The following is a 13,654-nucleotide window of genomic DNA, read 5'->3' on the forward strand; positions in this document are numbered from 1 at the left end:
GCATCCGCAAAAAAAGTGCGGGCATTTTCTCAGAGCGCGACGCAAAAGGCACGGCAAGAGCCGTGCCTTTTGTCTATCGGGTCAATTTGTCGCGGATATGAAAGCGCCACAAAACAAATGTGGGAGCGGGCTTGCTCGCGAAAGCGGTGGGTCAGCTAACACATCTGGTGACTGATATACCGCATTCGCGAGCAAGCCCGCTCCCACATTTTGATCCCATTTCAATCCGGGATCGGGGTCAGACCTGCAGGTAATCCAGGATACCTTCGGCGGCGTTGCGGCCTTCGAAGATGGCCGTCACTACCAGGTCAGACCCGCGCACCATGTCGCCACCGGCGAAGATTTTCGGGTTGCTGGTCTGGTGTTTGTACTGGCCTTGTTCCGGGGCTACAACGCGGCCCTGGCTGTCGGTCTGGATTTCGAACTGCTCGAACCACGGCGCCGGGCTTGGGCGGAAACCGAAGGCGATGACCACGGCGTCTGCCGGGATGATCTCTTCGGAACCCGGGATCGGCTCGGGGCTGCGACGGCCACGGGCGTCCGGTTCGCCGAGACGGGTCTCGACCACTTTCACGCCTTCGACACGGTCTTCACCGACGATAGCGATCGGCTGGCGGTTGTAGAGGAATTTCACGCCTTCTTCCTTGGCGTTCTTCACCTCTTTGCGCGAACCCGGCATGTTGGCTTCGTCACGACGGTAGGCACAGGTCACCGACTTGGCGCCCTGGCGAATCGAAGTGCGGTTGCAGTCCATCGCGGTATCACCACCGCCCAGCACCACGACCTTCTTGCCTTTCATGTCGACGAAATCTTCCGGCGACTTTTCAAAGCCCAGGTTGCGGTTGACGTTGGCGATCAGGAAGTCCAGAGCGTCGTACACGCCCGGCAGGTCTTCACCGGCAAAGCCGCCCTTCATGTAGGTGTAGGTGCCCATGCCCATGAACACGGCATCGTATTCTTCGAGCAGTTGCTCCATGGTCACGTCCTTGCCGATTTCGGTATTGAGGCGGAACTCGATACCCATGCCGGTGAAGACTTCGCGACGATGGCTCAGTACGGTTTTTTCCAGCTTGAACTCGGGGATGCCGAAGGTCAGCAGGCCACCGATTTCCGGGTTCTTGTCGAACACCACCGGGGTCACGCCGCCACGCACCAGCACGTCGGCACAGCCCAGGCCCGCCGGGCCCGCGCCGATGATCGCGACGCGCTTGCCGGTCGGCTTGACCTTGGACATGTCCGGGCGCCAGCCCATGGCGAACGCGGTGTCGGTGATGTACTTCTCCACCGAACCGATGGTCACCGCGCCGAAGCCGTCGTTGAGGGTGCACGCACCCTCGCACAGACGGTCCTGCGGGCACACCCGGCCGCACACTTCCGGCAGGGTGTTGGTCTGGTGCGACAGCTCGGCGGCGGCGAGGATGTTGCCCTCGGCCACCAGCTTCAGCCAGTTCGGAATGAAGTTGTGCACCGGGCACTTCCATTCGCAATACGGGTTACCGCAACCCAGGCAGCGGTGGGCCTGGTCGGCCGAGTGCTGGGGTTTGAAGGGCTCGTAGATTTCCACGAACTCTTTCTTGCGTTGACGCAACAGTTTCTTCTTCGGATCTTTGCGCCCGACATCGATGAACTGGAAGTCGTTATTCAGACGTTCAGCCATGTTAAAACCTCATCAAACTCTTCAGGCGCATATCACTGCGGGTTGGCACGGATGCTGGAAAGCAACGATTTCAGGTTGGCAGCCTTGGGCTTGACCAGCCAGAAACGACGCAGGTAGTCATCGAGGTTTTCAGCGAGGTTGCGACCCCATTCGCTGTTGGTTTCCTCGACATATTCGTCCAGCACATGCTGCAAGTGGTTGCGATAGGATTCCATCGCTTCGCCGCTGATCCGCTGGATCTCCACCAACTCGTGGTTCACCTTGTCGACGAAGGTGTTGTCCTGGTCGAGCACGTAGGCGAAACCGCCGGTCATGCCCGAACCGAAGTTGTAGCCGGTCTTGCCCAGCACCGCGACAAAACCACCGGTCATGTACTCGCAGCAGTGATCGCCCGTGCCTTCAACCACGGTGTGGGCACCGGAGTTACGCACTGCGAAACGCTCACCGGCCGTGCCCGCGGCAAACAGCTTGCCGCCGGTTGCGCCGTACAGGCAGGTGTTGCCGATGATGGCACTGTCTTGAGTCTTGTAGACGCTGCCCACTGGCGGGACGATCACCAGCTTGCCGCCGGTCATGCCCTTGCCCACGTAGTCGTTGGCGTCGCCTTCGAGGTACATGTTCAAGCCACCGGCGTTCCATACGCCGAAGCTCTGGCCAGCGGTGCCCTTGAAGCGGAAGGTGATCGGCGCCTTGGCCATGCCCTGGTTGCCGTGCTTGCGCGCGATTTCGCCGGAGATGCGTGCGCCGATGGAACGGTCGCAGTTGCAGATATCCAGGGCGAATTCGCCGCCGCTTGCGTCGTTGATCGACGAAGTGGCCATCTCGACCATCTTCTCGGCCAGCAGGCCCTTGTCGAACGGCGGGTTGCGGTCAACCTGGCAGAACTGTGGCTTGTCGGCCGGGATGTGATCGCTGCCCAACAGCGGCGTCAGGTCCAGGTGCTGTTGCTTGGCGGTCTGGCCTTCGAGGATGTCCAGCAGGTCGGTACGGCCGATCAGCTCTTCCAGGGAACGCACGCCCAGCTTGGCCAGCCACTCACGGGTTTCCTCGGCGACGTAGGTGAAGAAATTCACCACCATGTCGACGGTCCCGATGTAGTGGTCCTTGCGCAGCTTCTCGTTCTGAGTGGCCACGCCGGTGGCGCAGTTGTTCAGGTGGCAGATGCGCAGGTATTTGCAGCCCAGGGCGATCATTGGCGCGGTGCCGAAGCCGAAGCTTTCGGCGCCGAGGATTGCAGCCTTGATCACGTCGAGGCCGGTTTTCAGGCCACCGTCGGTCTGCACCCGGACCTTGCCGCGCAGGTCGTTGCCGCGCAGGGTCTGGTGAGTCTCGGCCAGGCCCAGTTCCCACGGCGCACCGGCGTACTTGATGGAGGTCAGCGGCGAAGCGCCGGTGCCGCCGTCGTAGCCGGAGATGGTGATCAGGTCGGCATAGGCCTTGGCCACACCGGCGGCGATGGTGCCCACGCCGGCTTCCGCTACCAGTTTCACCGAGACCAGGGCCTGCGGGTTGACTTGTTTCAGGTCGAAAATCAGCTGCGACAAATCCTCGATCGAGTAGATGTCGTGGTGCGGCGGCGGCGAAATCAGGGTCACGCCCGGCACTGCATAACGCAGCTTGGCGATCAGGCCATTGACCTTGCCGCCTGGCAGCTGTCCGCCTTCACCCGGCTTGGCGCCCTGGGCAACCTTGATCTGCAGCACTTCGGCGTTGACCAGGTATTCCGGGGTCACACCAAAGCGGCCAGTGGCGACCTGCTTGATTTTCGAGCTCTTGATGGTGCCGTAGCGCGCCGGGTCTTCACCGCCTTCGCCGGAGTTTGAACGCGCACCCAGGCGGTTCATGGCTTCGGCCAGGGCTTCGTGAGCCTCAGGCGACAAGGCGCCCAGGGAAATACCGGCGGAGTCGAAACGCTTGAGGATCGATTCCAGTGGCTCGATCTCGCTGATGGCCAGCGGCGTGTCCAGGGTTTTCACCTTGAACAGGTCACGGATCATCGACACCGGGCGGTTATCCACCAGCGCGGTGTATTCCTTGAACTTGGCGTAGTCGCCTTGCTGCACGGCGGCTTGCAGGGTGTTGACCACGTCCGGGTTGTAGGCGTGGTATTCGCCACCGTGCACGAACTTCAGCAGGCCGCCTTGCTGGATCGGCTTGCGCGCGCTCCAGGCTTCGGCGGCCAGGGCTTTCTGCTCGGCTTCGATGTCGACGAAACGTGCGCCCTTGATGCGGCTTGGCACGCCACGGAAGCTCATCTCGCAAACTTCTTCCGACAGGCCGATGGCTTCGAACAATTGCGCGCCGCGGTAGGACGTGACGGTGGAGATGCCCATCTTCGACAGGATCTTCAGCAGGCCCTTGGTGATGCCTTTACGGTAGTTCTTGAACACCTCGTAGAGGTCGCCCAGCACTTCGCCGGTACGGATCAGGTCGCCGAGTACTTCGTAAGCCAGGAACGGATACACCGCCGAGGCGCCGAAGCCGATCAACACCGCAAAGTGATGCGGGTCGCGGGCGGTGGCGGTTTCAACCAGGATGTTGGAATCGCAACGCAGGCCCTTTTCGGTCAGGCGGTGGTGTACCGCGCCGGTGGCCAGGGACGCGTGGATCGGCAACTTGCCCGGAGCAATATGGCGGTCGGTCAGCACGATTTGGGTACGGCCGGCGCGAACGGCTTCTTCCGCCTGATCGGCGACGTTACGCACAGCGGCTTCCAGGCCGAGGCTCTCGTCGTAGTTCAGGTCGATGATCTGCCGGTCGAAGCCTGGGCGATCCAGGGTCATCAACGAGCGCCACTTGGCCGGGGAAATGACCGGCGAGCTGAGGATCACGCGGGAAGCGTGCTCAGGCGATTCCTGGAAGATGTTGCGCTCGGCACCGAGGCACACTTCCAGGGACATCACGATGGCTTCGCGCAGCGGATCGATCGGCGGGTTGGTCACCTGGGCGAACTGCTGGCGGAAATAGTCGTACGGCGTGCGCACGCGCTGGGACAGCACGGCCATTGGCGTGTCATCGCCCATGGAGCCGACGGCTTCGTAGCCCTGCTCGCCCAGTGGGCGCAGCACCTGGTCACGTTCTTCGAAGGTGACCTGGTACATCTTCATGTACTGCTTGAGCTGGTCGACGTCGTAGAAGGCAGAACCGTGGTCGTTGTCTTCCATGGTTGCCTGGATGCGCAGGGCATTCTTGCGCAGCCATTGCTTGTACGGATGACGGGACTTCAAGCGGTTGTCGATGGCATCGGTGTCGAGAATCTGACCGGTCTCGGTGTCCACGGCGAGGATCTGGCCCGGGCCAACACGGCCCTTGGCGATCACGTCTTCCGGCTTGTAGTTCCACACGCCGATTTCCGACGCCAGGGTGATGAAGCCGTTGGTGGTGGTCACCCAGCGCGCCGGGCGCAGGCCGTTACGGTCGAGCAGGCACACGGCGTAGCGACCGTCGGTCATTACCACGCCGGCCGGGCCGTCCCACGGTTCCATGTGCATCGAGTTGTACTCATAGAACGCCCGCAGGTCGGGGTCCATGGTCTCGACGTTCTGCCACGCTGGCGGAATGATCATGCGCACGCCACGGAACAGGTCGATGCCGCCGGTGACCATCAGTTCGAGCATGTTGTCCATGCTGGAGGAGTCGGAACCCACGCGGTTGACCAGCGGGCCGAGCTCTTCCAGGTCCATCAGGTCGTTGGCGAACTTGGTGCGACGGGCCACGGCCCAGTTGCGGTTGCCGGTGATGGTGTTGATCTCGCCGTTGTGGGCGAGGAAGCGGAATGGCTGGGCCAGCGGCCATTTCGGCAGGGTGTTGGTGGAGAAGCGCTGGTGGAACACGCAGATTGCGGTTTGCAGGCGCTCATCGCTCAGGTCTGGATAGAAGGCGGTCAAGTCCGCCGGCATCATCAGGCCTTTATAAATGATGGTCTTGTGGGAAAAGCTGCAGATGTAGTGGTCGGTGTCGGCGGCATTGGCCACGGACGAGCGACGACGAGAGGTGAACAGCTTGATCGCCATGTCCTGGTCGCTCAGGCCGTCGCCTGCGATGAACACTTGTTCGATCTGCGGCAGGCGCTCCAGGGCCAGGCGGCCGAGTACGCTGGTGTCGATCGGCACTTTGCGCCAGCCGACGAGCTGCAGGCCAGCGGCCAGGATCTCGCGGTTCATGTTCTCGCGAGCAGCTTCGGCTTTTACCGGGTCCTGGTTGAAGAACACCATGCCCACAGCGTACTGCTTGGGCAAATCGGCGCCGAAATGTTCCTTGGCGACTGCGCGCAGGAACTGGTCGGGCTTTTGAATCAGCAAGCCGCAACCGTCACCGGTCTTGCCGTCGGCGTTGATCCCACCGCGGTGGGTCATGCAGGTCAGGGCCTCGATGGCCGTTTGCAAAAGGGTATGACTGGGCTCGCCCTGCATGTGGGCTATCAGGCCGAAACCGCAGTTATCCTTGAATTCATCGGGTTGGTACAGACCTGCTTTCATAGACACTTTCTCACCAGGCTGCCTCTTATTTCGAGGCAAATTTCTTTTCAATTCAACCGGTTACCTTCCACGCCGAACGTACGCCGGCTTAGCGGGGGCAAAAGGGAGGTCATTGTACACACCGACACAGACGCTCACAAATTTAGCGACGAAATGTCGCAAATCTATGTCGCATTTATGAAAGGTTTAAAGCGATATGCTGTGCTAGTCAAAACTTTTTTAATTTTGACCGCTACGACTCAAAAGCCACTGTGACGCAGACACCACAAAGCGCGCGGCCTTCAGGGCTGCACGCTGTGTTGTTTTTTTTGAGGTGCCGAGAGGGCGGCCTGGGTAAGGCCGCCGGATCTTCAGCGAGTTGTTGCCAGTTCTTGTTGAACGCTGGCGACAGTGCGAGGCCAAGGTTTACCAGCCTGAACCTTCGCTGGCAAGGCCTTGATCGCGGATTCCGCTGCTGCACGGCTGGAGAAGTTGCCGTACGTGATTACATAGAGAGGCTTGCCGTTGAGCACTTTCTTGAAATAACGGTACTCGCCGCCCTGCTCTTTCACGAACGCCTGGGCGTTGGCTTCGGAGCTGGTGCCGAGGATCTGCACCACGAAGTTACCGGTAGGCTGGCTGGCATACCAGCTGCTGCCGGCAGCGCCAGTCGCGGCCTTGGCCACGACGGCCGGTTTTTCGGCAGGCTTGGCGGCTGGAGCCGGTTTGGCCGCAGGCGCCGGGGCGACCGGCTTGGCAACAGGCGCAGGCTTGGCGGTGGCGACCTGGGCTGGCGCTGGCGTCGGCTTGGCCGCTGGCTGACCGGCTGGCACGCCCGCAGGTGGCGCGGTGGTGGTCACGGTCGGCGGCGTGGCGCTGGAGCCTTCCACCGGCACCCCATCGTCGCCTTCGGAGATGCCGCCAGCTTCTTCGGCGAGCGGGCCGCGCATCACCGGTTGGCCGACCATTGGCAAGTTGGTGGGTTGGCCGGAGTTGGCAAACTCAACGTTCGGTGTTGGCTTGCCCAGTGGCAACTGCGCCTGTTCGGTTGGCGCGCCAGCGGTGGTCGGTGCCTTGTTGCGACCTGGAATCAACCAGGCGGCGGCGACGGCAACCACGACAACGGCAGAAATTGCCAATACGTGCTTCTTCGGCATAGTAAACCCCATCTTTGGACGCTTTACCGCTGAGCGGCTGGCAATCATGGCTTCGATCATGGCATCCCGGGCAACCTGGTTGATGGTGCCAGGCCAGCCGTCGGAGCTTTCGTGAATATCAGAGATCTGCGAAGCGGAGAAAAGTTCGATGCCCTGCCCTGCGCCTTCCAGCCGCTGGGCCAGGTATTCGCGGGTTTCTTCTTCTTCGTAAGGCTGCAGTTCGATGACGTGGAACAGCTCCTGCTCGCCGCTGATCTGTTCAAGTTCGGCGATCAGCGAAGACTCGCCAAACAGGAACACATGCGGGCGCCCTTCAGGCGTACCGGCCGCCAGGGCCAGCAACGCTTCCAGGGCAGATTCGTCGAGCTGCTCGGCGTCATCCACCAGCAGGTAGACTTCCTGGCCGGTCAGGCCCAGTTGCACCACTTGCTTGAGGATCGCATTCGGCTCGGCAGTGGACACGTCGAGGGCCTGGGCCACTTGACGCAACACGCCTGCCGCATCACCGGCACCACGGGCGGAAACCACCACGCTCTGTACCGATTGCTTGTTGGTGCTGGCCACCAGTGCCTGGCGCAGCAAGGTCTTGCCGCTGCCCAATGGGCCGGTGACCACCAGCAGCAACTGGCTGTAGCGCGCCAGGTGGTGCAGTTGCCCCAGCACCGGCTTGCGTTGCGCAGGGAAAAACTTGAAACCAGGCACCCGAGGAGCAAAAGGGTCGTGGCTTAACTGGTAATGGCCGAGGAACGCCTCGTCGGCATGCAAACTAGTCATCGGGATCTTATTAACCTTTAAGCTGGGCCAGGGCGCGGTAATCCGCTCCCAGCGTGGCCTGTAAAATCTCTTTCGGATAATCGTCGGTCACTACCGCTTCGCCCATTCGGCGCAACAGCACCAGTCGCAGTCGACCGTCGATCACTTTCTTGTCTATTGCCATATGTTCGAGAAAATCTGCCTCGGTCATCTCCTCGGGAGGAATGACCGGCAACCCGGCGCGCTGGAACAGGCGGATCCCGCGATCACGCTCCTGGGCGCTGATCCAGCCCAGGCGTTGCGACATCTCCAATGCCATCACTGTGCCAGCCGCTACGGCCTCTCCATGCAACCACACACCATAGCCCATGTGGGTCTCGATCGCATGGCCGAAGGTGTGGCCGAGGTTCAAGGTGGCGCGCACGCCGGACTCACGTTCGTCGGCATTCACCACCAGCGCCTTGGCGGCGCAGGAGCGGGAAATCGCTTCGGTGAGTGCCACCTGGTCGAGGGCGCGCAGGGCGTCGACGTGTTCTTCCAGCCAGGTCAGGAACGGCTCGTCGCAGATCAGCCCGTACTTGATGACTTCCGCCAGGCCCGCCGACAGCTCGCGGGGTGGCAGGGTATTGAGGGTGGCAGTGTCGATCAGCACCACATTCGGCTGATAGAACGCGCCGACCATGTTCTTGCCCAGCGGGTGGTTGATGCCGGTCTTGCCGCCCACCGACGAATCGACCTGGGACAGCAAGGTGGTCGGTACCTGGATAAAGTCCACGCCGCGCTGATAGCAGGCGGCTGCAAAGCCGGCCATGTCGCCGATCACACCGCCACCCAGGGCCACCACCGTGGTGCGCCGGTCATGACGGGCCGTCAGCAGGCCATCAAAGATCAGTTGCAGGGTTTCCCAGGTCTTGAAGGCCTCGCCGTCCGGCAGCACCACCGAGATCACCGAGTACGCCGCCAGGCTGCGGCTCAGACGCTCAAGATACAGCGGCGCGACCGTTTCATTGGAGATGATCGCCACTTGCCGCCCGGCAATATGCGGTGCGAGCAACTCGGGCTGGTCCAACAAACCTTCGCCAATATGGATCGGGTAGCTGCGCTCGCCAAGATCGACCTTAAGTGTCTGCATGTGTCCCCGCGTTGAAGATGAAAGCAGGCGTCCTGCCCTACATTAACGTTGTCGGCAACGTCGGGATCTGACGCTGCCTGATGGCTCTACGCCACAACTCGGACGGTCATGACGCGCCGCCGAGGATAGCGCATTTCGGCCCTGGCTTTAACGGGGTGGCAACTGTGCCAGGCGCTCGAGAATGTCGAGAACCACCATTCGTGGCGGCCGCTCATCGGTTTCCACCACCAGATCGGCGATTTCCCGATAAAGCGGGTCGCGCAGCGTCAGCAGGTCCCGCAGGGTTTTTGCCGGGTCGGCGGTGCGCAGCAATGGGCGATTGCGGTCGCGAGCGGTGCGGCCCACCTGCTGCTCGACAGACGCGTGCAGATAAACCACGCGACCGCCGGCGTGCAGCGCCCGGCGGTTCTCGTCGCGCATCACTGCGCCACCGCCGGTGGCCAATACCACGCCATCGCAGCCGCACAGTTCGGCAATCATCGCCTGCTCGCGGTCGCGAAAGCCCAGTTCGCCTTCCTTATCGAAGATCCACGGGATATTGGCGCCCGTGCGCAATTCAATTTCCTTATCGGAGTCTTTGAATGGCAGGCGCAGCTCTTTGGCCAGCAAACGGCCGATGGTGCTTTTTCCAGCCCCCATCGGTCCTACAAGAATCAAATTTCGCACAGAATCAACGACTCACAGCAATCGCCTGGTTATTCATAATACGCGGAGTCAGGAATACCAGCAGCTCGGATTTTTTCTCCGAAACCACATCCCGCCGGAAAAGGCGGCCAAGATACGGCACATCGCCCAAAAATGGCACTTTATCTACCACTTTGCTTTGAGTATTGGAGAAAACCCCGCCGATCACGATGGTCTCCCCGTCCTTGACCAGCACCTTGGCATTGACCTCGTTTTTCTTGATTGGCGGCACATCGTTGAGCCTGTTCAGGTAGTCGGGCTCGTCCTTGGTGACCTTGACCTCCATGATCACCCAGCCGTCCGGGGTGATTTGCGGGGTCACTTCCAATGACAAGGAGGCCTCCTTGAACGACACCGAGGTCGCGCCGGTGGAGCTGGACTCCTGATAGGGAATCTCGGTGCCCTTGAGGATTCGCGCGGTTTCCTTGTCGGAGGTGACGACCTTGGGCTGCGAAACGATTTCACCATTGCCGGTTTTTTCCATGGCGGTCAGTTCCAGGTCCAGCAGCAGGTTGTCGGTGATAAACGCGACACCCAGGCCGGCGCTGCCGTTGACCGCCCCCAGGTCCACAAACGGCGAGCTGGGCGGGGTTTCAGGCGGCTCGGTGCCTTCGGCCAGCGGTTTCCTGATCCCGCCAGCGCTCCAGTTACCTCGATTCAGTTGCCCGCCCCAGCGCACGCCAAGGCTTTTGTCGTAATCCACATTGGCCTCGACGATCCGCGCCTCGATCATCACCTGCCTTACCGGAATATCCAGTTGCGCCACAATCGTGCGCAGCTCCTCCAGCCGCTCCCGGGTCTGGTAGGCGATGATGTTGTTGGTGCGGTCATCCACCGCCACCGAGCCGCGCTCATCGGTGGCACCTTCCAGGCCCACGGCCGACTGGAAGAGCTTGGCCAGGTCCGACGCCTTGGCGTAATTGACTTGCAGCAACTCGCGGCGCAGCGGTGCCAACTCAGTCATTTGCTTGCGCGACTCCATCGCCAGCAACTCACGGGCGGCCAACTCCTCGGCCGGCGCGACCAGCAGCACATTGGCCGTCACACGCTTGTCCAGCCCCTTGGTTTGCAGCACCAGGTCCAGGGCCTGGTCCCAGGGCACGTCCTTGAGGCGCAGGGTGATCGAACCCTGCACGTCGTCACTGGTCACCAGATTGAGGCCGGCAACGTCGGCAATCTGCTGCAGCACCGCGCGCAACTCGATGTTCTGGAAGTTGAGGGACAGCTTGTCCCCGGTGAATGCCACGCGCCCGGTACTCAGGGGCGCATTGCCAGGTGGCGGCAGGTGAATCAAGTCGATTCGATTGGGCACAGCCATGACCATCGGTGCCGTGAACGCTATCCATAGCGCCACACCGAAGGACGAAAAAGTCCTTTTCATTGTTTGTTTCCGTTATGAGTTCACGTTCAGGGCAAGGGTTTGCGAGCGTTCCAGCCACGCGCCCTGGCCATCCGGGAAAAGCTCGGCCAGTTCGACATGGGAGTCATGAATCGCCGTGATGCGCCCGTGGTCCGGGCCCAGGTAATCGCCGATTGCCAGCCGATGGACAGACGACGCTCCGCGCAGCAGGGCGAAGGTTTGAGCCCCCAGGGCCAAGGTCCCGACCATTTCGAACTGCTCCACGGCGAAGCCTTCGAGGATTCCGCGAGGCCTGGCGAGATCAGGTCCGGCAGCCGGTCGCCCGGCGGGTCGAACCAGTTGGCGAGAGGGCGGCTGGAAAGGGTCGCGCAAGGCTGCAAAATCGTAGGCCACTTGCTGCGGCCCGGGCTCGGCGACAGCCTGTGCCGGCGGGTGCAAATCAACCTTCAGGTCATCGCCCGCCTGGCGGTTGTGACGATAGGTCCTGGCTACCAGACTGAGGTGCAACACCGAGGCATCGACAGGACTGAATGCCAAGTCATGCACCGTGACAATTCCTGGCAAGCTGGCCATGCCGTTGATGAACGCCGCCAGGTCGTGAAAAGTCCCGGTGACGCCAATCTGCATGGGCGATTCGATGTACAGGGCGCGAGGCTGGTCATCCCGAAGTTCGATGGCCTCCAGCACCAAGCCATTGGCGGCACTCAGGCGGCCAATATCTTCAAGCAGGCCGGGTACCTGGGGGTCGGCAGGCAGCCGCCGTAACAGGTTGGCGAAATGGCCTCGCATTGTTTCGAGTTCGCGGACCAGGGACTCCAGGCCGGCAGCCTGGCTGGTTTTCAGCGCGACCTGCTGTTCAAGCGCCACTTCCTGCGACTCAAGCTGGCGCAGTTGCTCCCGCGCTCCACTCAAGTAGAAGGTATTGCCCACTGCCCACAGCAGGCAAACCACCGCGCCAGCCAGCAACGCCTTGCCCGGCAAAGGCCAGTTGGCGGCGTTCTGGCAGAGCTGGGTTATATCGGATTCCGTCAGCCCTGGCAGGCCTGACGCCCCTCTCATTGGCGCACCTCATCCGAGTGACCATGGCGAACCGTCAACTGGAAGCCATTGTCGTCGCCCTCCTGCGCGCCGCGAACCCGTTGAAGCCGGGGCGCTTCCAAGTCTTCGGCAGCTTCGAGGCCTCGCATGAACTGAGCAATGTCCCGGTTCGATCCGGCCGTGCCGCTGATGGAAACAGAACCGCCGTCGACGCTCACTTCGCGCAACTGCACCCCGTCCGGCACGGCACGGGCCAACTGGTCCAGCAACTGAGCACCCGCCGCACGATCGTCCTGCAAACCCTGCACAACTTTCATCCGTTCCATCAACTGCTGGCGCTGCTCATGCAGTTCGTCGATGGCCTTGATCCGCGAGTCGAGCCCGATGACACCCTGGCTCAACTGGTTATTGCGGGCCAACTGCCGATCGATTGCACGGTCGATCACCTGGTCTGCCAGCCAAACCGCAGCCAGCGCCACCGCTGCAGCCCCCGCCAAAAACACCAGAAAATATTTGCGCCGCCGCTCATTCCGTTCTGCGCGCCACGGCAACAGGTTGATTCGTGTCATCAGTCGAAACTCCTCAGGGCCAGCCCGCAGGCCACTCCCATTCCCTGGGCATCCACGGCCCATTGCGCGCCATCGACACGACGGCCCAGCGTGATGCTGTCCGAAGCCTGCCTGCCCGCGCGAGCCAATGCAAATGCTTCGACATCCACTATCCGCGTCGTCAGCCCCGCAAGGGCCAAAACCGCCTCACGGGCCTCCACCTGTTCCTTGAGGCAGGCAACCAGCAGCACATCGACGCTTTGCGGGTCATGGGCCGACGGGCCCTGCACCTGGAAGTCGATAGCCACATCCTCCAGCGGATAAGGAATGTACTGGTCTGCTTCCCCATGGATTCGACGCACCATTTCAGCATCCGTCAGCCCCGCGTCCATCTCCAGCACGCGGGTAATCACCGAGGGCCCTGCCACGGCCACGGCGGCATGCCTGAGTGATGTATGCGCCTGTACCAGCGCCCGGGAAAGTGCCTGCGCGACGGCATCGAAATCAACCACGCTGCTGTCGACCACCGCATGGGCCGGCAACTGCTGCATGGCGTAGCCCCGCACGCTGTAGCCAGTGCCTGAAGCCTCCAGCTCCACCAGCCTGACGCCGGTGTCATTGATGTCGATACCCAGGACGGCATCGGCTTTTCGCCTGAAAAATCCCTTTCTCATAAAACTCCCCAAAACTTTCCCTGTCTTACGGACTGATTGCTGCCAGGCTTCCTGCATTCGGTCGGCTTGTATGAGCGGCGCGAATGACGCCCGAAGCCGAAAAATGCTTTAATGCCCAGCGTTTTTTCCCGCGTTTATCTGCTGGCCGGGTCGATCCACCACTTGCCGTGCATGCCCCGACGCCTAACCCATTC

The 13,654-nt window shown here is 61.6% G+C and carries 9 protein-coding genes; all 9 read right to left on the bottom strand.

Annotated elements, in window-relative coordinates:
• Positions 1-238: 238 nt before the first annotated feature.
• The 9 genes from HX824_RS16430 to pilM all read right to left on the bottom strand — a co-directional run bounded on the left by HX824_RS16430 (position 239) and on the right by pilM (position 13,460).
• Entirely contained in the window at positions 239-1,657 is a 1,419-nt protein-coding gene (locus tag HX824_RS16430; protein WP_003209353.1) for an FAD-dependent oxidoreductase, read from the bottom strand.
• 32 nt (positions 1,658-1,689) lie between these two features.
• The gene (gltB, locus tag HX824_RS16435) at positions 1,690-6,135 is read right to left on the bottom strand and encodes a glutamate synthase large subunit (protein WP_003209351.1); all 4,446 of its coding nucleotides are present in this window, start codon (positions 6,133-6,135) and stop codon (positions 1,690-1,692) included.
• A 350-nt stretch (positions 6,136-6,485) separates the two neighbouring features.
• Complete coding sequence (locus tag HX824_RS16440; protein ID WP_177054811.1) at positions 6,486-8,045, bottom strand: SPOR domain-containing protein; 1,560 nt, start codon at positions 8,043-8,045, stop codon at positions 6,486-6,488.
• Positions 8,046-8,055: 10 nt separating this feature from the next.
• Positions 8,056-9,156, bottom strand: coding sequence for a 3-dehydroquinate synthase (aroB, locus tag HX824_RS16445; RefSeq protein ID WP_003209346.1), 1,101 nt, complete (start codon positions 9,154-9,156; stop codon positions 8,056-8,058).
• 147 nt (positions 9,157-9,303) lie between these two features.
• Complete coding sequence (gene aroK, locus HX824_RS16450) at positions 9,304-9,822, bottom strand: shikimate kinase AroK (RefSeq protein WP_003209345.1); 519 nt, start codon at positions 9,820-9,822, stop codon at positions 9,304-9,306.
• A gap of 4 nt (positions 9,823-9,826) precedes the next feature.
• Positions 9,827-11,164 carry a type IV pilus secretin PilQ gene (locus tag HX824_RS16455; protein ID WP_177008353.1) on the bottom strand — a complete coding sequence of 446 codons (1,338 nt, stop codon included), beginning with the start codon at positions 11,162-11,164 and terminating at the stop codon, positions 9,827-9,829.
• Positions 11,165-11,233: 69 nt separating this feature from the next.
• On the bottom strand, positions 11,234-12,259 hold the full coding sequence (locus HX824_RS16460; protein ID WP_177054812.1) for a pilus assembly protein PilP: 1,026 nt from the start codon (positions 12,257-12,259) through the stop codon (positions 11,234-11,236).
• Positions 12,256-12,807, bottom strand: a complete 552-nt coding sequence (locus HX824_RS16465) for a PilN domain-containing protein (protein WP_102367941.1) — start codon at positions 12,805-12,807, stop codon at positions 12,256-12,258. Before HX824_RS16465 ends, HX824_RS16460 begins: the two co-directional genes overlap by 4 nt.
• On the bottom strand, positions 12,807-13,460 hold the full coding sequence (gene pilM / locus HX824_RS16470) for a type IV pilus biogenesis protein PilM (protein ID WP_177039677.1): 654 nt from the start codon (positions 13,458-13,460) through the stop codon (positions 12,807-12,809). Before pilM ends, HX824_RS16465 begins: the two co-directional genes overlap by 1 nt.
• Positions 13,461-13,654 lie beyond the last annotated feature (194 nt).

Source organism: Pseudomonas sp. D4002, from assembly GCF_013385665.1.
GTDB lineage: Bacteria > Pseudomonadota > Gammaproteobacteria > Pseudomonadales > Pseudomonadaceae > Aquipseudomonas.

Bases quoted from the DNA above. Each gene is read 5' to 3' on its own strand.
- HX824_RS16440 (WP_177054811.1), bottom strand. From the start codon at position 8,045: ATGACTAGTTTGCATGCCGACGAGGCGTTCCTCGGCCATTACCAGTTA.
- HX824_RS16460 (WP_177054812.1), bottom strand. From the start codon at position 12,259: ATGAGAGGGGCGTCAGGCCTGCCAGGGCTGACGGAATCCGATATAACC.
- HX824_RS16430 (WP_003209353.1), bottom strand. From the start codon at position 1,657: ATGGCTGAACGTCTGAATAACGACTTCCAGTTCATCGATGTCGGGCGC.
- gltB (WP_003209351.1), bottom strand. From the start codon at position 6,135: ATGAAAGCAGGTCTGTACCAACCCGATGAATTCAAGGATAACTGCGGT.
- pilM (WP_177039677.1), bottom strand. From the start codon at position 13,460: ATGAGAAAGGGATTTTTCAGGCGAAAAGCCGATGCCGTCCTGGGTATC.
- HX824_RS16465 (WP_102367941.1), bottom strand. From the start codon at position 12,807: ATGACACGAATCAACCTGTTGCCGTGGCGCGCAGAACGGAATGAGCGG.
- aroB (WP_003209346.1), bottom strand. From the start codon at position 9,156: ATGCAGACACTTAAGGTCGATCTTGGCGAGCGCAGCTACCCGATCCAT.
- HX824_RS16455 (WP_177008353.1), bottom strand. From the start codon at position 11,164: ATGGTCATGGCTGTGCCCAATCGAATCGACTTGATTCACCTGCCGCCA.